The following is a 20,463-nucleotide window of genomic DNA, read 5'->3' on the forward strand; positions in this document are numbered from 1 at the left end:
GCTCACCATCGACCCCCGACGCGACTACCAGCCCACCGGACGCCCACCCGGACCCACACCCACCAAACAAAAAGCCTGAACCTGCGAAACGCAGGTTCAGGCTATTCCGATGTCCTGAGACATCACATCGTAGCGGGGACAGGATTTGAACCTGCGACCTCTGGGTTATGAGCCCAGCGAGCTACCGAGCTGCTCCACCCCGCGTCGGCTTCATAAGCCTATCGCACGGCGCCCGGCGCTGTCAGACCGCCCCCGAGACCAGCCTCCACCCCTGGCTTGATCCGCGGCCTCCTCCCCGCGATCGGGCTGGACGGCCCAGGGGCCGAGCTTGTAGTTTCTCCGCTGACCGCGACCTGCATCCGGGAGGTGAGACCCATGTTCGTCATCGAGTACGGGGCTCCCCCCATGCCGTCGCGGGCCGGCGACCACAGCAGGTGACCGCCCGGGGAGCGCCTCGTCGCACAGGCATCCCCGAAAGGCATCACCCATGGACTACGACTACGACGTCATCATCGCCGGCTGCGGCCCCGTAGGCGCCCTACTCGCCTCCGAGCTACGCCTGCACAACATCCGCGTCCTGATCGCCGAGAGAGACACCACCCCCACCTCAGCCGCCCGCATAGTTGGCCTGCACGCCCGCACTTTGGAAATCCTGGCCATGCGCAACCTGCTGGAGCGGATCGTCGAGCACGGCCGCCGCCGCCCCGGAGGCGCCTATTTCGCCGCCATCCCGAGCCCCGCCCCCGCGACGGACTCCCCCTACGACTTCTTGCTGGGCATCAAACAGCCAGACCTGGTCCAGATCCTGGAGACCCACGCCACCACCCAGGACGCCCACATCCGCCGCGGTTCCGCAGTAACCGCCATCGAGCAGCACGACTCCCACGTAACCGCCCAGCTGAACGCCAAAGAACACGTCACCGCGCGCTATTTCGTGGGCTGCGACGGCGCCCACAGCACCACAAGAAAACTGCTGCAGATCGATTTCCCCGGCGACCCGTCAACCGCCGACACCCTGATGGGCGAGGTACAGGTCACCCTGTCACCGGACGAGATCAGATCCCACATCGCCCGCCTGAGCACTCTGGACAGACGCTTCAGCCTCCGCCCGACAGGCGACGCCTACCAACTGATCATCCCCACCGACACCACCACCGCCGACCGCAAAGCCCCACCCACTTTGCAGGACTTCCAACACCACCTGCGCGCCCTGGCAGGAACCGATTTCGGCATCCATTCACCACGCTGGCTGTCCCGCTTCGGCAACGCCACCCGCCAGGCAGCCACTTACCGAACACACAGATCGTTCTTGGCCGGCGACGCCGCCCACATCCATCCCCCCATAGGCGGCCAGGGCCTGAACCTAGGCTTGCAGGACGCGTTCAACCTCGGCTGGAAACTAGCCGCATCCATAGCCGGTTGGGCGCCGGAGGACTTGCTGGACACCTACCACTCGGAGCGCCACCCGGTAGCCGCAGCAGTCCTGGACATCACCCGGGCCCAAGCAGCCCTGATGGCCGACACCCCCAGCGCACAAACGCTCCGACGGCTGTTCACCGACTTGATGGCCTTGGACGACGTAAACCGCGTCATGACCGCCCGAACAACCGCAACCGACATCCGCTACAACTTCGGCCCCACCCCAGACCCCGTAGGCCGCAGAATCCCCGACCAACCTCTGCAGTCAGGCCACCTCTACGACCACTTCCATAGTGGCCGCCCCCTGCTGCTGGATCCCACAGGCGCACTGACCCTCACCGGTTGGACAGACCGCGTCACCTACTTGGCAGACCCCACAGCACAGGCAACCCCATGCTTGATCCGCCCAGACGGCCACATAGCTTGGCAGGGCACCTCACAGCTGCAGTTGAACGCCACCTTGTCCCGCTGGTTCACCAGCTAGCCCAGATTCTGTCCCGCCCTCGGGGGCGGGACAGACTGAAGGCCCGTCACGCCTCTGGTTCTTGTCGCGACGAAGTCGCCACCCCCGACCGCGACGAAGTCGCAGGACCCACCGCAACCGTTACGCCCGAGCGGGCACCGGAACGTGGGGTCTGGGGGCTCGGCCCCCAGGAAAAAGCGAAGAGGCCCCGGTCCGCGCTTTCCGCGGACAAGGGCCCCTCGACTCGTAGCGGGGACAGGATTTGAACCTGCGACCTCTGGGTTATGAGCCCAGCGAGCTACCGAGCTGCTCCACCCCGCGTCGGCCTGTTAACACTAGCGCAACCCGGACGTCGGCTGCAAAACGGGTCCCGGTGACCCACAACACGGTGGGTCACCGGGGTTCCGATGTCAGCCTCCGGGTGTCGCCGACGGCGCCGCCGACCCCGAGGGTGTGGCCGACGGCGCGGCGGACGGTGTTCCTCCGCCGGACGCGTTGCGGGCGTTTTCGAAGTTGGTCATCGCCGTGTCGAGGGCCTTGAGCGCCTCGCCGTAGCGGGCGAAGTCGCCGGACTGCTGGGCCGTGCGGACGTCGGTGATGGCCTTGTCGAGGGCGGCCGCGGCGGTGGCCAGTTCACCGGTCAACGTCTCGGGCGGCGGGTTGGTGCCAGTGTTGCCGCCGCCGTTGTTGTTGTTGCCGGTGTTGCCACTGTTGTTGTTGCCGCTGCCGGCCTGTTTACCCTGCTGGACGAGCTGGTCGAGGCCCTGTTTGAGGTTGTCGGCCAGCACGACGTACGTGCCGCCGTCGCCGTAGGACATCAGGACCTTCTGCAGCAGCGGGGCCGCGTTCTCCTGGTTGCCGGTCTTCACATAGACGGGTTCGACGTAGAGCACGCCGCCCTCGACCGGCAGGGTGATCAGGTTGCCGTAGAGCACCTGGGACTGCGCGTTGTTCGACAGCAGGTTGATCTGTTGCCGTACGGACGCGTTGTTGGTCATCTTCTGGTGGACCTGGATCGGGCCCGGGATGACCGTCTGATCCGGTAGTTCCAGGACCTCGAGCACCGGTTTGTTGTCGACGTAGGAGCCGGAGATCAGCGCGGCCAGGTTCTCGCGGTTGGCCGGTGTGACGCCGGCGGTCAGCTGGAACCTGGTCTGCTCCTGTTCGGGCAGCTGCACGTTGAGATAGAACGGCGGCTGCTTCTGGTTGCTCGACGGCGAGTCGGGCGCGTTGGGCACCTGCCAGAAGTCCTGGCCCGAGAAGAACGCCTGCGGGTCGGTCACGTGGAACCGGGTGAGCAGGTTGCGCTGCACCTTGAAGAGGTCCTGCGGGTAACGGAAGTGCTCTTCGAGCGCGGGCGGGGTGTCTTCCTTGGGGATGATCAGGTCGCCGCCGAAGGCCTTGTTCCAGGCCTTGAGGACCGGGTCCTGGTCGTCGAACTCGTAGAGCCGGACGGTGCCGTCGTACGCGTCGACGGTCGCCTTGACCGAGTTGCGCATGTAGTTGACGTCGTCGCGGGCCAGCGCGAACTGCCCCTGGCCGGTGAGCTCGTCCTGCGTCTCGGTGGCCAGGTTGATCTTCTGCGCGTACGGGTAGGACGCCGACGTCGTGTAGCCGTCGAGGATCCAGGTGACGCGGCCGTTGACGACGGCCGGGTAGGGGTCGCCGTCGATCGTCAGGAACGGCGCGACCTTCTCGACCCGGGCCCGCGGCTCACGGATGTACATGAGCTTGGAGTCGGCGTTGACCGCGTCGGAGAGCAGGAAGTTGCTCTCGGTGTTCTTGATCGCGAAGACGAGCCGGCGGAAGAAGGAACCGATCTCGACGCCACCCTCACCGGTGTAGGTGTAGAGCTCCTCGGCGTTGTTGTTCTCCTCCTGCGGGCGGTCGAACTCGACCCGGCGGTTCTCGTCCTCCTGGCCGACGATCGCGTATTCCGTGGACTGCTCGCCGTAGTAGATGCGCGGCTGCTCGACCTTGATCTCTTCGGTCGCGGCGGAACAGCCCGGCGGGCGGTCGTCGCCGAGGAAGCCGGAGACGAAGTACGGCAGACCACCACAGACCACCTGGTTGGCCGGGGCCGCCACCAGGCCGTAGCCGTGGGTGTAGACGGTGTGCCGGTTGAGCCAGTTGCGCTGCTGCGGGGTCAGCTTGTCGTCGTTGATCTCACGGACGCCGACCACGTAGTCGGAGGTCTTGTTGTCGATCGCGTAGCGGTCGACGTCGAGCTTGGCCCCGAAGTCGTAGAAGCCGCGGGACTGCTGCGACTGGGTGAACGCCTGCGAGACCAGTTGCGGGTCGATCAGGCGGGCGTTCTGGGCGCTGGTGTCGGCGGCCAGGGTGCTGGGCGGCACGACGTTGGTCGCCCGGTAGGGCTCGACCTGGGTGTCGTTGATCCCGAAGGCCGCCCGGGTGGCGTCGATCGAGCGCTGGATGTAGGGGGCTTCCTTCTCGCTCAGGCTGGGCTTGACCGAGAAGTTCTGCACGGCCAGCGGGTAGATGCCGCCGATGGCCACCGCCGAGATCGCCAGCAGGGCCAGCGAGACGCCGGGCCAGACCAGGTTCCGCATGCCCGCGTTGGAGAACACGATGATCGCGATCGCCACGACGATCGAGATGTAGGCGAGTATCTCCTTGGCCGGCATCAACGCGTTGACGTCGGTGTAGCCCGCGCCGTAGAGGCCCGGTGACACGTGCTGCTCGAGCAGCAGGGCGCGGCGGTCGAGAACGTAGGCCACGGCCTTGAACAGCACGAAGAGGGCGACCAGGGAGGTCAGGTGGGCCCGCGCGCCGGTGGTCATGCGGTCGCCGACGCCCTGCAGGCGTACGCCGCCGAAGATGTAGTGCATGGCGAGCGAGCCGAGCACCGAGAGCACCACGGCGGTGAAGGCGACGCCGAGCACGTAGCGCAGCATCGGGTAGTCAAAGACGTACCACCCGACGTCTACTTTGTGTTCCGGGTCCTGGATGCCGAAGCTCCCGCCGTTGCGGAACAGCATCCAGTCCTTCCACCGGCCCTGCGCGGAGAGACCGGCGAAGAAGCCGATGATCACCGTGAGGACGGTGATCCAGGTGCCCAGGCGCGGCGCGATGATCATGCGGTAGCGCTCGAGGGTCGCCTGTTCGGCCGAGTGCGGCCGCAGCAGCGGGCGCAGCCGGTAGGCCAGATAGAGGTTGGCAGCGATGATCAGCGCGACCGCGAGGCCGATGACCAGGAAGAGGAGAAGGCGGGTGAGCAGGACACCGGAGAAGACGTTGACGAAGTCGACTTCGTTGAACCAGAGGTAATCGGTGTACGCGTCGATGCCCCACCCGAGCAGAGTGAAAAGAAGGAAGACCCCGACCAGGACGCCGACGGTGACGCGACCGCGTCGGCTCATCCTCGGTAGAGGGCTGTTACGCATAACCAACGGAGGCTCCACATTTCAGTCGGGCCGGTGTCTCACCGTACGTCATCTGTCACGCGGCCGAGCACGCCTTGGGGGTGCCGCCACCCGTGTAGGTCTTCAGCGCGGTGAGCGCGTCGTCCACGGTGGCCACCTCGGCCATCGGAAGCCCGTCCACAGCGTTGCGCAGTGCTTCGGCGCAGTTTCCCTTGGGCACGAGGAACAGTTGGGCGCCGGCTTTCTTGGCGCCGACCAGCTTCTGCGGGATCCCGCCGATCGGGCCCACGTTGCCGTCGTTGTCGATCGTTCCCGTACCCGCAATGATCTTGCCGCCGGTCAGGTCCGCCGGCTCCAGCTTGTCCATGATCCCGAGGGTGAACATCAGACCGGCGCTCGGGCCGCCGATCTTGTCGAGGTCGATCGACACCTTGAACGGAGCGTCCTGCTTCGTCTTGATCTCGATGCCCAGCCGCGGCGTGTTGTCGTCGGCCGACGCCTTGGTGGTGACCTTGGCGGTCGCCGCCTTGCCGGCCCGCGTGTAGGAGATCGTCAGCGCCGTGCCGGCCGGCTTGGCCCGCACCAGTTCGGTCAGTTTCGACGGGCTGTCGACCTTCGTGCCGTCGACCGCGGTGATCACGTCGTTCTCCTGCAGCAGACCGACCGCCGCGCCACCCGCGGTGACCTTGTTGACCACCGTCTGGACGGGGTAGCCGAGCTTGGTCATGGCGACCGTGACCGCGCTGTTCTGCGACTCGGTCCACTCCTCGGCGTTCTGCTGCTCGACCTGCTTCTCGGTGCGGTCGGGCGGGTAGATCAGCTCACGCGGGACGACCGCGTCGGACGAGCTGAACCAGCTGCTGATCGCCCAGACCAGCTCCACCTGCGACTGCACGTTCACCGTGGTCAGCCGCAGCTGACCGGCCGACGTCGTGGTCTTCTCGCCCGTCACCTGGATCACCTCGGCGCCGTTGTCCGACCCGAGCGTGTTCACCGTCGGGCCGGGCTTGAGCACGACATAGGGCAGGGGTGCGGCCATCACACCGACTGCCAGCAGGGCGGTGATCAGGGCGCCGAGGATTACGGTGACACCACGACGTCTCATGCGCGTGAGACTATCGCCCCTCCCTGAGTTCTCTCTGAGCTGACACCGCCATCGGTCCGGAGCGGCCATTTCGCGCGTACGGTTGGACACGTGCCTGATATCCCGTTCGGCTTCTCACTGCCGGGCGCCCAGCCGCCCGACCCCTCCGACCCGCAGCAGATGCAGCAGTTCATGGCGCAGCTGCAGCAGATGTTCGCCGGCCCCGGCAGCGGCCCCGTGAACTGGGACCTCGCCCGCCAGGTCGCGCAGAGTCAGCTCTCCGCCGCCGGTGACCCCGCCGTGAACATGTTCGAGCGCCATCAGGTCGAGGAGTCGCTGCGGCTCGCCGACCTGTGGCTCGACCCGGCCTCGGCGCTGCCCAGCGGCATCCGGGTGGCCGCCGCCTGGAACCGCAACGAGTGGATCTACAACACGCTCGAGGTGTGGAAGAAGCTGTGCGACCCGATCGCGGGCCGCATGGTGGGCGCCATGGGCGACCTCGTGCCCGACGAGGCGAAGGCCCAGCTCGGCCCGATGCAGTCGATGGTGGCGACCCTGGGCGGGGCGCTGTTCGGCGGGCAGCTCGGCCAGGCCCTAGGCCAGCTCGCGGCCGAGGTGCTCTCGGCCGGTGACATCGGCCTGCCGCTCGGTCCCACGGGCACCGCCGCGCTCGTCCCGGCCAACATCAAGGCCTATGGCGACGGCCTGGAGATCCCGGAAGACCAGGTCCGGCTCTACGTCGCTCTGCGTGAGGCGGCTCACCAGCGGCTCTTCGGTCACGTCCCGTGGCTGCGCGCCCACGTGCTCAACGCCGTGGAGACCTACGCCAACGGCATCACCGTGAACCGTGAGGCCATCGAAGAGGCGATGAGCCGCGTCGACCCCAGCGACCCGGAGTCGATGCAGGCCATGGCGCTCGAGGGCATCTTCACGCCGGAAGACACCCCGCAGCAGAAGGCCAGCCTGGCCCGCCTCGAGACGGCGCTTGCGCTGATCGAGGGCTGGGTCGGTCACGTGGTCGACAGCGCGGCCGGCGACCGCCTGCCGTCGGTGGTGCAGCTGGGCGAGGCGTTCCGGCGCCGGCGCGCGGCGGGCGGCCCGGCCGAGCAGACGTTCGCCGCCCTGGTCGGCCTCGAGCTGCGGCCCCGGCGCCTGCGTGAGGCGGGCGCGCTGTGGACGGCGGTCACCGAGCAGCGGGGCATCCAGGGCCGTGACGCGCTGTGGGGCCACCCCGACCTGCTCCCGACCGACGAAGACTTCGCCCACCCCGAGGTCTTCGCGCAGGGCAGCGCCGACTGGGACATCAGCGAGCTGGAGAAGCTCGAGCAGAACGACAAGAACGAGAACGAAGGCGACGACAAGAAAGAGTGACCCGTCGACTGGTAGCGGCACTGCTGGTGCCGGTCATGTGGAGCCCGCCGGGGGTCGATCTGGACGCCTGGCGGGCCGCGCTGGCCGAAGACGTCGTCGACCTGCTGGCCCGGCTCGCGCAGGCCGAGGCCGCCATCGCAGCGACCGCCGACGACCGGAAACTGGCCGAAGAGATCGCCTGGCCGGGCATGCGGATCTACGAGGTGCCGACCGCGACCTACGGTCCGGTGCTGGCGGCGGCCACGGCCGACGGGTTCGACCAGGCCGCGGTGATCGCGGCCGACGCTCCGGACCTGCCGGGGATGATCCTGGGAAAGCTGCTGCGACCGCTCGAGAGCAAGGCGGTGGCGGTGGCCGCCGGTGGTCCCGGGAACGGGCTGCTGGGCCTGGCCACGAGCCTGCCCGCGCCGGCGTGGCTGGCCGACCACGATCTCGACAGCGCGACCGCTCAGGTGGTGCGCAGAAATGCGCCGAATCCCGGGGACGTGTCGTCGACTCCCGAGTGGCGACGGCTGCGCGGGGCGGCCGAGCTGGCCAGTCTTGATCCCGCGCTGGAGGGCTGGGAGAACACGCGCGCGTTGCTCGGCGGCTGAGACCCGTTTCTCCGTACGAGGGTCAAGTTCCTTCCCTCCGTACGGGGGAAGGCTCGTGATCAGTCGTCGGCCAGAACCAGCCCGGTGGCCGCCGAGATGCCCTCGAGATAGCCCCGCGCCCGCTCGGCCTTTCCGAAGCGGTTGACGAGCTCCCAGAACTGGGCGTTGTGGCTCGGCACGACCAGGTGGGACAGCTCGTGCAGCAGCACGTAGTCGATCACCCAGTCGGGCATCTCCTGGATGCGGTGCGAGATGCGGATCGTGCCGTCGTCGGGGGTGCAGGAGCCCCAGCGGCCGTTCTGGTTGGTCACCCAGCGCACGCTGGCCGGCTGCACCCGGCTCGCGTGATCGGCCAGGTAGCGGCTCGTGAGGCGGCGGGCGCGGATCAGCAGCTCGTCGTCGGTGCGCTGGATGCGTTCCTCGCGCGCGGCCAGACGCGCCAGCATCCGCTCGACCCACTCGGTCTCCTCAGCACGGGAGAACCGGTCGGGAATGAGAACGACGACGCGCTCACCATCGCGGTAGGCGGACACTGTGCGACGCCGGCGCTGGCTGCGCCGTACTTCCACGACAGGCTTGCGCGTCCGGGCCATTACCGGCTCGCGCGGCCCAGATTCGGGTTCACGTTGAGACGCTAATCCGTGAGACCCATGTCACCGCAAGAGTACGGACGATGACACCCGCCGGAAATGTGCACTTCGTCCGCGTACGACCGAAAAAATTTTCCAGTACGCAACATCGACAACCTAGCTCACGGGACGCTCTCGCCACCAACGCGCCCGACGTCCCCTTTCCGCCTGTTTGAAGGCCCCGTCCGGCGTGTTGCACCACAACATCCCAAAAAGGGCGATTCGGACAGGCACACTCAGCGTCGTCGGTGACACCGCCGACGCCGCGCTGACATGGAACAGGGCTGACCTGGGTAGTGACCGCCCCGACGGGTGGTCACATCCGCCTGGTCCGGATCGGTCCAGCGCCGAACACAGGTCGCGGCCTGCCCACCACAGAGCAGGCATCGGGGCCGACCCGGCCGACAACATGACGAGGAGGAACCGTGGCCGACAACACGTACAACGGCTACTGCGTGAAGTGCAAGGAGAAGCGCGACTTCCAGGGCACCGTCGAGGTCTCCAAGACGGGCATGAACATGGCCAAGGGCAAGTGCCCGGTCTGCGGTACGACTGTGAACCGCATCCTGGGCAAGGCCAAGGTCTGACGACGGACGGCGTCACGGTTCAGCCCCACTAGGCCACTATCGAGCCCGTGACAAGGCCGTTCACCCACCCGGGGAGGGCAGTTCGCCCTCCCCGGTGCAATACCCCGGCCAGGCACGTCCGGTTGCTTCCCCACACGTTGAGTGAAGTTGTGGACAACTCCCACAGCCTGTGGATAACTTGCCCGAGCCTGTGGATAAACCGTGTCACGAGCCGTCGAGGCCTGTGGACAACTGATTCGCTCCGCATCCTTGCGGTGACATCCTGTGATGCGTGAACCGTCCCACGCTCATCCCTGGCATCCCCCGCGTCTGGCGTAACCGCCATGAGCTGCAGTTGGGGTCCGATCCCGCCCGCGCCGTCGTGCTGCGGCTGCCCGACATCCGCGCCGCCCGCGTGCTCGACCTGCTCGACGGCAGCCGCTCCGAACGGGCGATCCTGCTCGAGGCCGCCCAGTCCGGGGTCCCGCCGAGCGACACGAGGGCCGTTCTCGACGCCCTGAGCGCGGCCGGCCTGACGGTCCCGTCCACGGCGCTGCTTCCGCCCGTGCGGTTCGCCGACCGTCTCACCGGTGAGGCCGCAGTGCTCGCCTTGCGCAGCCGGGCCTCCCCCACGCCCGCCACCAGGCTGCGCCGGCGTCACGCGGCCCGGGTGGTGGTCACCGGCCGGGGCCGGCTGGGCGCGCCGATCGCGGTGGCGCTGGCCGAGGCCGGCGTCGGGCACGTCCACCCCGACCTGCCCGGCCAGGTCCACCGGGGCGAACTCGCCGGCGGCCCGCTGCGCGCGTCCGACATCGGCCGGTCCCGCGCCGAGGCGGTCGCCGACGCGCTCACCCGCACCGTGGAGGGCGTCGAGACCGCAGCCGTCCGCGGTCAGCCCGCCACCCTGCTCATCCAGCTCGACGCCGACCGCCCGGTCGAGGTGGTCGCGGCCGCCCACGTGGCCCGCCGCCAGCCCCACCTGGCCGTCACCATCCGCGACGGCAGCGCCATGATCGGCCCGATGGTCCCGCTGGCCGGCGGCCCCTGCCTCACCTGCCTCGACCTGCACCGCCGCGACCGCGACGCCGCCTGGCCGGGCCCGGTCCCACGCACCGGCCCCGAGCCGTGCACCATCGCCACCCTGCTGGCCGCGACCGCGCTGGCTGTGGAAGAGACGCTGACCTACCTCGACGGCGGCACCCCGGAGACGCTGGGGGCCACGCTGGAGCTGGCCAGCCCGTCCCGCCAGCGCCGCCGTTCCTGGCCCCCACACCCGCGCTGCGGTTGCAGCCGCCCGCCCCGTCGCAGCCGCCCAGCCCCGCCGCCTCAGTGACCCGGGCCGGCACCAGCGCGCCCACCTGCACCCCCGTCACCGCCGCGGTAAGCCGGGGCGGCGCTGTGGCCGTCCTGCACCCCCGCCCCACCGCCTCGGCCGCCGTGCACCGCGCCCCGCCGCCTCAGTGACCCGGCGGGCGCATTTGTGGGGTTTGTGAGGAGGTTTGGTGTCGATGGGCGGGAATCGTTGGTGGACTTTTCGGGTGTTGTGGGGGCAAGCGGGTTCAGCCGGACAGTTCGGTGGGCCGGAGTCGGTCACAATGATCTGGTGAGCGACATACCGCGGCGTGCGGCGGCCCGCACGGCCAAGCTGGCGGCGCTTCCACTGGGGTTCGCCGGGCGCACCGCCCTCGGCTTCGGCAAGCGCGCCGTCGGGATCGCGACCGACGTGATCTCGGAGGACATCCAGCGCCGCACCGCCGAGCAGCTGTTCAGCGTCCTGGGCCAGCTCAAGGGCGGCGCCATGAAGTTCGGGCAGGCGCTCAGCGTGTTCGAGGCCGCGATGCCCGAAGAGATGGCCGGGCCCTATCGCCAGGCGCTCACCAAGCTCCAGGAGGCCGCGCCGCCGATGCCGGTGGCCAGCCTGCACAAGGCGCTCGCCGAGCAGCTGGGCGAGGACTGGCGCGACAAGTTCGCCGAGTTCGACGACGTCCCGGCGGCCGCGGCCAGCATCGGCCAGGTCCACCGAGCGGTGTGGAAACTGCCTCCGGCCCGCAGGAACGCCAAGCCCAAGACCCTCGAGGTCGCGGTGAAGGTGCAATATCCGGGCGCCGGCGACGCGCTGCTGGCCGATCTCAAGCAGCTGTCCCGCCTGGCCCACATGTTCAAGATCATTCAGCCCGGCATGGACATCAAGCCGCTGCTGGCCGAACTCAAAGAGCGGATCACCGAAGAACTCGACTACGCGATGGAGGCGGAAACCCAGAAGGCGTTCGCCGCCGCGTACGGGAAAGACCCGGAGATCTTCGTGCCGCGGGTGATCGCGTCGGCCCCGCGGGTGCTCGTCACCGAGTGGGTCGAGGGCACGCCGCTGGCCAAGGTGATCGCCGACGGCACGCCGGAGGAGCGCGACGAGGCCGGCCGCCTGATGGCGACCCTGCACTTCTCGGCGCCGGCCCGGGCCGGCCTGCTGCACGCCGACCCGCACCCCGGCAACTTCCGCATGCTGCCCGACGGCCGCCTCGGCGTGATCGACTTCGGCGCGGTGGCCCGGCTGCCCGAGGGGCTGCCCGAGCCGATCGGCCGCCTGGTGCGACTCGCGCTCGACGGCGACGCCGGCGCGGTGGCCGACGGGCTCCGCGAAGAGGGCTTCATCAAGCCCGACGACGAGATCGACGCCCAGGCCGTGCTCGACTTCCTGCGCCCGATGATCGAGCCGGTCGCGGTCGGCAAGTTCCAGTTCACCCGGGCCTGGCTGCGCGGCGAGGCGGCCCGGCTGAGCAGCCCGCGCTCCCCGGCCTACCAACTGAGCCGCAAGCTCAACCTGCCCCCGTCCTATCTGATGATCCATCGCGTGACGCTGGGCTCGATCGGCGTGCTGTGCCAGCTCGAGGCCGAAGCGCCGTACCGCGAGATCCTGGAGAAGTGGTTGCCGGGCTTCGCGCCACCCGCGATCTGATCGGCCGCCACGATCCGGGGCCGCCATGATCTGAGGGGCCGCGCGTGATCTGATGGGCCGCATGGACGCCGCTGCCCACATCGATGACCTGGCCGCCTTTGTCACGGCCGCCCCGAGCTCCTATCACGCGGCCGCCGAGGTGGCCCGCCGCCTGACCGAGGCCGGCTACGTGACGCTCGACGAGACGGCCGACTGGACCGATCTCGTACGCCCCGGAGCCCGCCTGCTCATCGTGCGGGACGGTTCGGTCATCGCGGTGGCGCTGCCCTCGGCGGCCGCCCCCGGCACCCCGTTCCGGATCCTCGGCGCGCACACCGACTCGCCCGGGTTCAAGCTCAAGCCGAAACCTTCGACGGTCAGTTTCGGCTGGTGGCAGGCGGGTGTCGAGGTGTACGGCGGCCCGGTCGTCCCGTCCTGGTTCGACCGCGAGCTCGAGTTCGCCGGCCGGGTCGTGCACCGCGACGGCACAGCACACCTCGTGCGTACGGGCCCGATCGCCCGCATCCCCCACCTGGCGATCCACCTCGACCGGGCCGTGAACGACTCCTTCGCCCCCGACAAGCAACGCGAGCTGCAGCCGATCTGGGGTGTGGGTGGCCCCGAGGGCGCCGACATCGTCGGGCACCTGGCTCACCTGGCCGGCATCCCCGGTTCCGACCTGGCCGGCTACGACGTCGTCACCGTCGACTCGGCCGCCCCCGCCCGCTTCGGCGCCGGCGAGAAGCTGTTCGCGTCGGCCCGCCTCGACAACCTGTCGTCGGTGCACGCCGGCGTGACCGCGCTGCTGGAGGCCGAGCCCACCGACGCGATCGCCGTGCTGGCCGCGTTCGACCACGAGGAGATCGGTTCGGAGAGCCGTTCCGGCGCGGCCGGCCCGTTCCTGTCCGACGTGCTCGAGCGGATCTCGGCCGCGCTCGGCGGCGACCGGTCGGCCCTGGCCCGCGCGATCGCCGCTTCGTGGTGCCTCTCGTCCGACGCCGGCCACGCCGTACACCCGAACCGCCCCGACCGCCACGACCCGGTCAACCGCCCCATCGCCGGCGCCGGCCCCCTGCTGAAGATCAACGCAAATCAGCGCTACATGACCGACGCCGTGGGCGCCGCCTTGTGGAGCCGCACCTGCGCCGCGGCCGGCGTGCCCTACCAGGAGTTCGTCTCGAACAACGCGGTCCCGTGCGGCTCGACGATCGGCCCGATCACGGCCGCCCGCATCGGCATCCCCACCCTCGACGTGGGCGTGCCGCTGCTCTCGATGCACTCGGCCCGCGAGATGTGCCACGTGGACGACCCCGCGTTCCTGAGCAGCGCGATCCGCGTCTTCCTGTCGTGAGCGGCGCCGTCCCGCCTCTGGTCAGTCGAGGCTCTTGATCACTCGGGCCGGAACACCCGCGACCAGAGTGCGGGCAGGCACGTCACGCGTGACGACCGCTCCGGCCGCGACAACCGCGCCGGCACCGATGGTCACGCCCTGGGTCACCACGGCGGCCGCGCCGATCCAGACGTCGTCCTCGATCACGATCGGAGCGCCGGTGATGTACGCACGACGCTCGGCCAGGGGCAGGGGATGGCCGCCGGTGATGAGGCTGACCTTCGGGGCGATCATGACGTTGTCGCCGATGCTGATCCCGGCGGTGTCCATGAAGGTGCAGCCCTGGTTGACGAAGACGTTCTTCCCGAATCTGGTGCCCAGACCGTACTCGGTGAAGAAGGGCGGGTAGATCGTCACCGACTCCGGCAGTGGCCCACCGAAGACAACCGAAAGTAGTTCCGTACGAGTCTCGGTATCGCTGAACGGCAGCACGTTCATCCGGGAGGTCGCGTCGGTCACCTGAGCGATCCTCTCCGCATAGCGCGTGAACTCACTGCTCCGGACGTACATAATCTGATCGGTTCGGGTAGACATGCGCTGATCCCATCACTCCGGCCGAGCCGGGATCAAACAACCGCGAACGGCTCAGACACAACCGTTGGTTGTCTCAGTATGGTGTCCGGGTGGACGTCGAAGCGCTGCGCACCTTCGTGGCCGTCGCCGAGGCCGGGCAGTTCCAGCCCGCAGCCGACAAGCTCAGAATCAGCCAGCAGGCCGCCTCCAAGCGGATCGCGGGCCTGGAGACAGATCTCGGGGTCGCTCTGCTGGTGCGCACCTCCCGAGGCTCCCGGCTGAGCCTGGACGGGCAAGTCTTCCTGCCGTACGCCAAGAAGGTTCTGGTCGCGGTCGAGCAGGCCGAGCGGGCCGTACGCCCCGGCCGCCGGCCCCTGCGCGTGGACGTCCTCAACCGGCGCATCGCTCCAGCCCAGGTCGTCTACCGTCTCTATCTTTCCCGTCCCGACACCGCTCTGGACGCGGTCACCCTCGGCTTGGAGAACGCCGCTCAGGCCGCTCGGGCTGTGCTCGAAGGAAGCATCGACGCCTCCTTCCGTGCCCTCCCGGCCGACCAGCTCCCGCCCGGGATCAGAGCCGAACGCCTCCTAAACGTTCCTTTGCAGCTCCTGATCGGCCCTGGCCACCCCTTGGCGGGCCGAAAGTGGGTCCGCCCGATGGACCTGGCCGGCCACCGCATCTGGATCCCCGGCATCAGGCCCGGCACGGAGTGGGAGAGGTTCTACCAGTCACTCGCGGAGGCCTTCGGCCTGAGCATCGACGCGCTCGGCCCCCACTTCGGCGACGAGGCGCTCATGGACGCCCTGGCCGACTCCTCCTCGCTGGCGACCCTCGTCGGCAGCGGCGACCGCTACATGTGGCCCGAAACCTACGACCTGCGACGCATCCCCCTGCGCGACCCGACTCCGGTCTACTCGCACCTGCTGCTCACGCGCGCCGACGACCAGCATCCCGTGCTGACCGAGCTACGCGACCACTTACGAGCTTCAAGGCACCGAACCACCGACAGCCTGTGGAGCCCCGACTGGCTGGCCGCCTGACCGCCCCCTTTTCAGCGGACCGCCCAGTACGACTCCTATCCCGCCCACCGCCACCCCCGACCACCCCGGGGTCTTGTCGGGGGAGGTTACGCCGCTGTCAAGCTGGGGCGGGCCGGTTGTCCACAGATCGCGCGGCCGGAACCGGAGTCGTCCACAGGGGACCCTCTGCTGACCCGCAGAAGCACACCGAGCTCGGACGTCGGCCCGGGCGGCCCGGGGCTCTGTCGCGTAGTCCGGCCAAGTGCGAGGCTGGCCCAGAGCGCGCCCGTCGGCATCCAGCCCCACACTCTGGGCCTCGCACTTGACCTACGAAACAGAACCAGCGGTTCAAAAACCGTGCGTGATCAGCGGGCGGCCAGCGCGTCGGCGAGGGTCTGGGCCAGCCACTGTTCGTAATCGTCGGCGGACCAGCCCCGGTCGCTGACGAGCAGCTCGTAGACCTCGGGCGCGATCAGCGTCCACACGATGTCGGTGGCGCGCTCGGGAGAAACGCCGGCGCGCAACCCACCCGTCTCGGCCAGGTGATGCACGATGCCGCCGGCGCCGATCATGCGCTCCTGATTGGTCGTCTCGCGGAACGCCGCCAGCTCGGGGTCGCCGCCGCGGGCCCCGGCCAGCAGTTTGGCCAGCAAGGGGCCCGTACGTTCGCCTATTCGGCGGGCGGCGTGGGCGTAGCGGGCCAGTTTCTCGCGCGGGCCGGACGCGGCGAACACGGCCTGGATCTCGGGACGGTCGATCATCGGGATCGGTTCGTCGTCGCCGGCCAGGGTGACGTCGTAGACGTCCTTGATCAGAGCCGCTTTGGTGCGGAACGTCTTGTAGACCGTCTCGGCCGACACCCCGGCGTGGGTGGCCACGTCGCGCATGGTGACCGCCGCCGGGCCCTGTTCGCTCAGCAGCTCGCGGGCGGAATTCAGAACGCGGCGACGGGTCGCCCTCGCCTGTTCGGCCCGGCGGGTGTTGTCGTATGCGCGACGCGTCATTGATTACCGCCCATCAGTATCGAATACTTCTCCACTGTATCCAATGACGATAGTGGGGGAAAAATGAGCACCGACGTCTGCATCCGTTCGATGGCGATCATGGCTTCCGGTGACCTGGGCGAGCTCGCCTCGGTCGTGCACCCCGAGGCGACCAACCGGGAAGCCAAGGACGAGCCGCCGGCCTGCCGGGGCAAGGGGCCGGCGGCGTTCGCGGCCACCGCTCACTGGCTCCGGGCCGGGTTCGCGGACTTGAGCTTCGAGATCCACGATTCGGTGGCCGACGGCGACCTGATCGCGGTGCACTGCACGATGTCCGGACGTCATGTCGGCCCGTTCCTGTCGTACGACGAGCGGGGCGAAGTGGCGCAGGCGATGCCGCCGACCGGTCGCACCTTCGCGATCACCCAGACCCACTGGTTCCGGATGAAGGACGGCCAGGTCCTCGAACACTGGGCCAACCGCGACGACTTCGGCATGGCCACCCAGCTCGGCTGGGTCCCGCCCACCCCGGCGTTCCTGTGGCGAATGGCCCGGGCCAAGCGAAAGGCACGCCGCGCCACGCGGTAACCGGCGAATGGCCCGGACCAAGCGAAAGGCCCGCCGCGCCACGCGGTAACCGGCGAATGGCCCGCGCCAAGCGAAAGGCACGCCGAAGCACCCGGTAACAGACGGGAGGCCCGTCCGCGATGCACGGACGGGCCTCTCGATCTCGATCGATCTTCAGTTAGCGGATATCGGAGCGGGTATCAGAATCGCCGGCCGCCGAGTTCGCGGGTAGCGGCGTGACGCGCCTCCAGGGCGACCTGGCGAGCGGGACGGTGTGCCTCAGGTGTGTAGTCACTCTGAGGCCGACGCATTCGAGCCCGTGATAACGCTTCTTGGAGAAGTCTCACTTTGGTTACTCCGTTCGAGGAGGACATCGCGGTGGTCTGCTTCCGGTAGTCGGCGAGGTCGCCGGTGCGGCTGTCGGCCGGGGAGCCGGCCATTTTGTCGCTGAGGATGGTCATGTCAGGCCGCCAGTCGGACGGCGTTGCGGGAGTCGAGTCCGTTCGCGGCGAGCCGCTCCTCGACCTCGTGGGCCAACTCGGCGTCACGCGCCACGTCGACCTTGCGAGGACGGCCACGCGGCCGCTTGCGCGGAACCACGGCACCGCGCTCGAAGATCTCGCCGCCCCAGACACCCCAGGGCTCGTTCCGCTCGACCGCGCCGGCCAGGCACTCGACGCGCAGCGGGCAGTCCCCGCAGAGCGACTTGGCCAGTTCCAGCTGGGCCGGGGAGTCCGAGAACCACAGGTCCGGGTCGAACTTCCGACAGGGCAGGTTTGCCTCGATCTCGACGCTCACGTCGAGTGGGGCCAGCGCCAGACTCATAAAGCCCGGTCACCTCTCTCTTCTCATCGATCTTCTGGATCGCCGTTCAGGTCGTGCACCGGCGGGTGAGCCGGCAAAAAATTAAGGCCGCGGATCCCGGTTACGGGTTCCGCGGCCTCGAGGTGAGCCGGAGGTCTGTTGATCAGACCGGCCTTCCTCGAGGCGGGACACCGCTGCCACCATCCGTGTAGCGCTTGCTGATGGAGACATTGCTGCCCTTGAACCCAGGGGTGGTGCCATTGGTGCCTTCGATGCCACGGAGCTGCAATGCCACGCCCAGCTCGGACTGGACCTGGTGCACCCGCGAAACCGGAGCCCGCTCAGCAGCCAGCACCGGCACCGAGACGGGCTCGGTAGCGGCCAGCGACAGGGCGGACGGAGCGCAGGCACGGGTCAGCAGCATCGACGGTCGCGTCATGCTCATCGTGTAGATCTCCATCGGTGCCACCTCCTCCAGAAACTTGCGCTCATTGGTGCTTCGGACCCGCCAAACATCCCTGCTCGGCGAGGTGTGATCTGAGGCTATGCCTGCCCTACAGCAGAGGGCAAACGAATTATCCAAAGTTTTTTCGAGCAACTTCCTCGGCGCTCGATCCGGCCACCAACGCGAACACCGATTCGCCGTATTGACCCAGCTTGCGGGGTCCGATCCCGGCGATCGCGAGCAGCTCGGCGGGCGACGACGGACGGCGTTCGGCCATGGCCACCAGCGTGGCGTCGGTGAAGACGACGTACGCAGGAACTTTGAGCTCGGACGCGGTGGCCGCCCGCCACTGCTGGAGGCGCTCGAACAGCTCCTCGTCGAGGTCGGACGGGCAGGTCGGGCAGCGACCCAGTTTGCGGTCGGCGCCGGCCAGCAGGGTGGCCCCGCAGATGCGGCACGAGGAGACCTGCGGGCGCCTTCGGTCGGGTTTCCGACTCCGGTCGCCGGCCCGCTCGGTCGACGAGTTGCGTTCGAGCTGGGGCAGGAACCGGCACGGCCGACGCGCGCGGCCACCCGTCGAGCGCGATTGCCCGTACGAGAGCCACAGCCACTGCCGGGCGCGGGTGACCCCCACGTAGAGCAGCCGGCGCTCCTCCTCGAGCTGCTCCGGCGTCTTGGCGTACGTGGTGGGCAGCGTCCCGTCGGCCAGTCCGGTCAGGAACACCGCGTCCCACTCGAGACCCTTGGCCGAGTGCAATGAGGCGAGCGTCACACCGGCCACGGTCGGGGCGTGCTGCTGTTCGGCCCGGCGGGCCAGCTCGTCGTTGAAGGCGCTGAGCGTCACGTCGCGCTGCACCACGCCGGGCTGCCCGATCGGTTCCAACACCGGGGATTTCGCGTAGTCCTCGGCCAGGGCCACCAGCGCCGCCAGCGCCTCCCACTGCTCGCGGGCGGAGCCTCCGGGCGGGGGCTGTTCGCGTTGCCAGCCGGTGGCGGCGAGCGCGTCGACCACGGCCTGGACAAGCGGGGTCTCGCCGGGCGTGGAGCGGACCGCGGCCCGCAGCGCGATCATCGCCTGCCGGATCTCGGGCCGTTCGAAGAACCGTTCGGCGCCTCGGACCACGTACGGCACCTCGGCCTCGGCCAGTGCCTTTTCGTACGTCTCGGATTGCGCGTTCGTCCGGAACAGGATCGCGATCTCGCTGGCCGGCGTGCCCGACGCGATCAGGTCACGGCACCGGCGGGCGACCGCGACGGCCTCCCCCGCCTCGTCCGGGAAGATCTTGAGTTCGGGTTCGGCGCCGGGCGGCCGCTGCCCGACCAGTTCGAGCCGCAGCCGGGCCTCGCTGCCGCGCGCCTGCCGGATCACCGCGTTGGCCAGCCCGACCACCTGCGGGGTGGAGCGGTAGTCGCGGACCAGCCGGATCACCACCGCCTCGCGCCGCTGCCGGGGGAAGTCGATCAGGTAGGCCGAGGTGGCGCCGGTGAACGAGTAGATCGTCTGGCTGGCGTCACCGACCACGGTGAGGTCGTCGCGGCCGCCCAGCCAGGCCTCGAGCAGGCGCTGTTGCAGCGGGTTGACGTCCTGGTACTCGTCGACGACGAAGTGCCGGTACTGCGAGCGGATCTGCTCGGCCACGTCGGGGTGCTCCTCGATCCCCCACACCGCGGCCCGCAGCATGTCCTCGAAGTCGATCACCCCTTGGCGGCGCTTCAGCGACTCGTACGCCGCGAACACCTCGGCCACCTTGGCCGGCTCGAAGGGCGGCTCCCGCAACGCCTTCCTGGCTGCGACGGCGTATTCCGACGGCTCGACCAGCGAGGATTTGGCCCACTCGATCTCACTGGCAAGATCCCGGGCTCCCGTACGGTCGGCCCGCACGCCCGCCCGCGCGGCGGCGAGACCCACCATGCGGGCCTTGCTCTCGAGCAGTTCGGGCATGGACCGGCCCTCGAGCAGGCGGGGAGCGAAATAGCGCACCTGGCGCAGTGCGGCCGCGTGGAACGTGCGCGCCTGCACCCCGGCGGCGCCGAGCTCGGTGAGGCGGGACCGCATCTCGGCCGCGGCCCGCGCGGTGAAGGTGACGGCGAGGATGTGGCGGGGGCTGACTTCGCCGGTGAGCGTCCGGTAGGCGATCCGGTGGGTGATCGCCCGGGTCTTGCCGGTGCCGGCGCCGGCCAGGATGCAGACGGGACCGGCGGGGGCGGTCACCGCCGTCCGCTGCTCGGGGTCGAGCCCGGCCAGCACCGCATCAGTCCGCACGGTAGGGAATCATGACACCCGGGTCGGACGTTGTGCCGG

The 20,463-nt window shown here is 69.1% G+C and carries 17 protein-coding genes and 2 tRNA genes; 9 read left to right on the forward strand and 10 right to left on the reverse strand.

Features of this window, described 5'->3' with window-relative positions:
• Positions 1-130 precede the first annotated feature (130 nt).
• Positions 131-204 (reverse strand) — tRNA-Met (locus JIG36_RS43750).
• A 283-nt stretch (positions 205-487) separates the two neighbouring features.
• On the opposite strand from JIG36_RS43750, the gene JIG36_RS43755 reads away from it, so the two are divergent.
• Positions 488-1,903 carry an FAD-dependent monooxygenase gene (locus tag JIG36_RS43755; protein ID WP_203382802.1) on the forward strand — a complete coding sequence of 472 codons (1,416 nt, stop codon included), beginning with the start codon at positions 488-490 and terminating at the stop codon, positions 1,901-1,903.
• Between the two features lie 226 nt (positions 1,904-2,129).
• Here JIG36_RS43755 and JIG36_RS43760 read toward each other — a convergent pair.
• The 3 genes from JIG36_RS43760 to JIG36_RS43770 all read right to left on the reverse strand — a co-directional run bounded on the left by JIG36_RS43760 (position 2,130) and on the right by JIG36_RS43770 (position 6,370).
• A tRNA-Met gene (locus JIG36_RS43760) sits at positions 2,130-2,203 on the reverse strand.
• 89 nt (positions 2,204-2,292) lie between these two features.
• On the reverse strand, positions 2,293-5,262 hold the full coding sequence (locus JIG36_RS43765) for a UPF0182 family membrane protein (protein ID WP_236049456.1): 2,970 nt from the start codon (positions 5,260-5,262) through the stop codon (positions 2,293-2,295).
• Between the two features lie 79 nt (positions 5,263-5,341).
• Positions 5,342-6,370, reverse strand: a complete 1,029-nt coding sequence (locus tag JIG36_RS43770; RefSeq protein ID WP_203382804.1) for a YlbL family protein — start codon at positions 6,368-6,370, stop codon at positions 5,342-5,344.
• 90 nt (positions 6,371-6,460) lie between these two features.
• Between JIG36_RS43770 and JIG36_RS43775 the strand changes: the two genes are divergently transcribed.
• Both JIG36_RS43775 and JIG36_RS43780 read left to right on the forward strand, forming a co-directional pair.
• Positions 6,461-7,720: a zinc-dependent metalloprotease gene (locus tag JIG36_RS43775; RefSeq protein ID WP_203382805.1), complete on the forward strand. Its 1,260-nt coding sequence runs from the start codon at positions 6,461-6,463 to the stop codon at positions 7,718-7,720.
• Positions 7,721-7,755: 35 nt separating this feature from the next.
• Entirely contained in the window at positions 7,756-8,313 is a 558-nt protein-coding gene (locus tag JIG36_RS43780) for a hypothetical protein (RefSeq protein ID WP_236049486.1), read from the forward strand.
• A 59-nt stretch (positions 8,314-8,372) separates the two neighbouring features.
• On the opposite strand, the gene JIG36_RS43785 is transcribed toward JIG36_RS43780, so the two are convergent.
• On the reverse strand, positions 8,373-8,906 hold the full coding sequence (locus tag JIG36_RS43785; protein ID WP_203382807.1) for a M48 metallopeptidase family protein: 534 nt from the start codon (positions 8,904-8,906) through the stop codon (positions 8,373-8,375).
• 461 nt (positions 8,907-9,367) lie between these two features.
• Between JIG36_RS43785 and JIG36_RS43790 the strand changes: the two genes are divergently transcribed.
• From JIG36_RS43790 to JIG36_RS43805, 4 genes are all read left to right on the forward strand, one after another.
• Positions 9,368-9,529, forward strand: a complete 162-nt coding sequence (locus JIG36_RS43790) for a DUF5679 domain-containing protein (protein WP_164842208.1) — start codon at positions 9,368-9,370, stop codon at positions 9,527-9,529.
• Positions 9,530-9,800: 271 nt separating this feature from the next.
• Positions 9,801-10,841 carry a ThiF family adenylyltransferase gene (locus JIG36_RS43795; protein ID WP_203382808.1) on the forward strand — a complete coding sequence of 347 codons (1,041 nt, stop codon included), beginning with the start codon at positions 9,801-9,803 and terminating at the stop codon, positions 10,839-10,841.
• Between the two features lie 270 nt (positions 10,842-11,111).
• Positions 11,112-12,461, forward strand: coding sequence for an ABC1 kinase family protein (locus tag JIG36_RS43800; RefSeq protein ID WP_203382809.1), 1,350 nt, complete (start codon positions 11,112-11,114; stop codon positions 12,459-12,461).
• 61 nt (positions 12,462-12,522) lie between these two features.
• Positions 12,523-13,791, forward strand: coding sequence for a M18 family aminopeptidase (locus tag JIG36_RS43805; RefSeq protein WP_203382810.1), 1,269 nt, complete (start codon positions 12,523-12,525; stop codon positions 13,789-13,791).
• A 21-nt stretch (positions 13,792-13,812) separates the two neighbouring features.
• Here JIG36_RS43805 and JIG36_RS43810 read toward each other — a convergent pair whose 3' ends face one another.
• On the reverse strand, positions 13,813-14,289 hold the full coding sequence (locus tag JIG36_RS43810; RefSeq protein ID WP_307873154.1) for a sugar O-acetyltransferase: 477 nt from the start codon (positions 14,287-14,289) through the stop codon (positions 13,813-13,815).
• A gap of 164 nt (positions 14,290-14,453) precedes the next feature.
• On the opposite strand from JIG36_RS43810, the gene JIG36_RS43815 reads away from it, so the two are divergent.
• Entirely contained in the window at positions 14,454-15,383 is a 930-nt protein-coding gene (locus tag JIG36_RS43815) for a LysR family transcriptional regulator (protein WP_203382811.1), read from the forward strand.
• A 344-nt stretch (positions 15,384-15,727) separates the two neighbouring features.
• On the opposite strand, the gene JIG36_RS43820 is transcribed toward JIG36_RS43815, so the two are convergent.
• The gene (locus tag JIG36_RS43820; protein ID WP_203382812.1) at positions 15,728-16,366 is read right to left on the reverse strand and encodes a TetR/AcrR family transcriptional regulator; all 639 of its coding nucleotides are present in this window, start codon (positions 16,364-16,366) and stop codon (positions 15,728-15,730) included.
• A 63-nt stretch (positions 16,367-16,429) separates the two neighbouring features.
• Here JIG36_RS43820 and JIG36_RS43825 point away from each other — a divergent pair, with 63 nt between their 5' ends.
• Complete coding sequence (locus JIG36_RS43825; protein WP_236049460.1) at positions 16,430-16,933, forward strand: ester cyclase; 504 nt, start codon at positions 16,430-16,432, stop codon at positions 16,931-16,933.
• Between the two features lie 441 nt (positions 16,934-17,374).
• Here JIG36_RS43825 and JIG36_RS43830 read toward each other — a convergent pair whose 3' ends face one another.
• The 3 genes from JIG36_RS43830 to JIG36_RS43840 form a co-directional block, all read right to left on the reverse strand.
• A complete protein-coding gene (locus JIG36_RS43830) occupies positions 17,375-17,737 on the reverse strand; it encodes a WhiB family transcriptional regulator (protein WP_184955094.1) in 363 nt (120 codons plus the stop codon).
• A 142-nt stretch (positions 17,738-17,879) separates the two neighbouring features.
• Positions 17,880-18,176, reverse strand: a complete 297-nt coding sequence (locus tag JIG36_RS43835; protein WP_203382813.1) for a hypothetical protein — start codon at positions 18,174-18,176, stop codon at positions 17,880-17,882.
• 115 nt (positions 18,177-18,291) lie between these two features.
• The gene (locus JIG36_RS43840; RefSeq protein ID WP_203382814.1) at positions 18,292-20,424 is read right to left on the reverse strand and encodes an ATP-dependent DNA helicase UvrD2; all 2,133 of its coding nucleotides are present in this window, start codon (positions 20,422-20,424) and stop codon (positions 18,292-18,294) included.
• Positions 20,425-20,463 lie beyond the last annotated feature (39 nt).

The organism is Paractinoplanes ovalisporus (assembly GCF_016834655.1).
GTDB lineage: Bacteria > Actinomycetota > Actinomycetes > Mycobacteriales > Micromonosporaceae > Actinoplanes > Actinoplanes ovalisporus.

Bases quoted from the DNA above. Each gene is read 5' to 3' on its own strand.
- JIG36_RS43830 (WP_184955094.1), bottom strand. From the start codon at position 17,737: ATGAGTCTGGCGCTGGCCCCACTCGACGTGAGCGTCGAGATCGAGGCA.
- JIG36_RS43835 (WP_203382813.1), bottom strand. From the start codon at position 18,176: ATGGAGATCTACACGATGAGCATGACGCGACCGTCGATGCTGCTGACC.
- JIG36_RS43805 (WP_203382810.1), top strand. From the start codon at position 12,523: ATGGACGCCGCTGCCCACATCGATGACCTGGCCGCCTTTGTCACGGCC.
- JIG36_RS43765 (WP_236049456.1), bottom strand. From the start codon at position 5,262: ATGAGCCGACGCGGTCGCGTCACCGTCGGCGTCCTGGTCGGGGTCTTC.
- JIG36_RS43825 (WP_236049460.1), top strand. From the start codon at position 16,430: ATGAGCACCGACGTCTGCATCCGTTCGATGGCGATCATGGCTTCCGGT.
- JIG36_RS43785 (WP_203382807.1), bottom strand. From the start codon at position 8,906: ATGGCCCGGACGCGCAAGCCTGTCGTGGAAGTACGGCGCAGCCAGCGC.
- JIG36_RS43770 (WP_203382804.1), bottom strand. From the start codon at position 6,370: ATGAGACGTCGTGGTGTCACCGTAATCCTCGGCGCCCTGATCACCGCC.
- JIG36_RS43780 (WP_236049486.1), top strand. From the start codon at position 7,756: ATGTGGAGCCCGCCGGGGGTCGATCTGGACGCCTGGCGGGCCGCGCTG.
- JIG36_RS43755 (WP_203382802.1), top strand. From the start codon at position 488: ATGGACTACGACTACGACGTCATCATCGCCGGCTGCGGCCCCGTAGGC.
- JIG36_RS43820 (WP_203382812.1), bottom strand. From the start codon at position 16,366: ATGACGCGTCGCGCATACGACAACACCCGCCGGGCCGAACAGGCGAGG.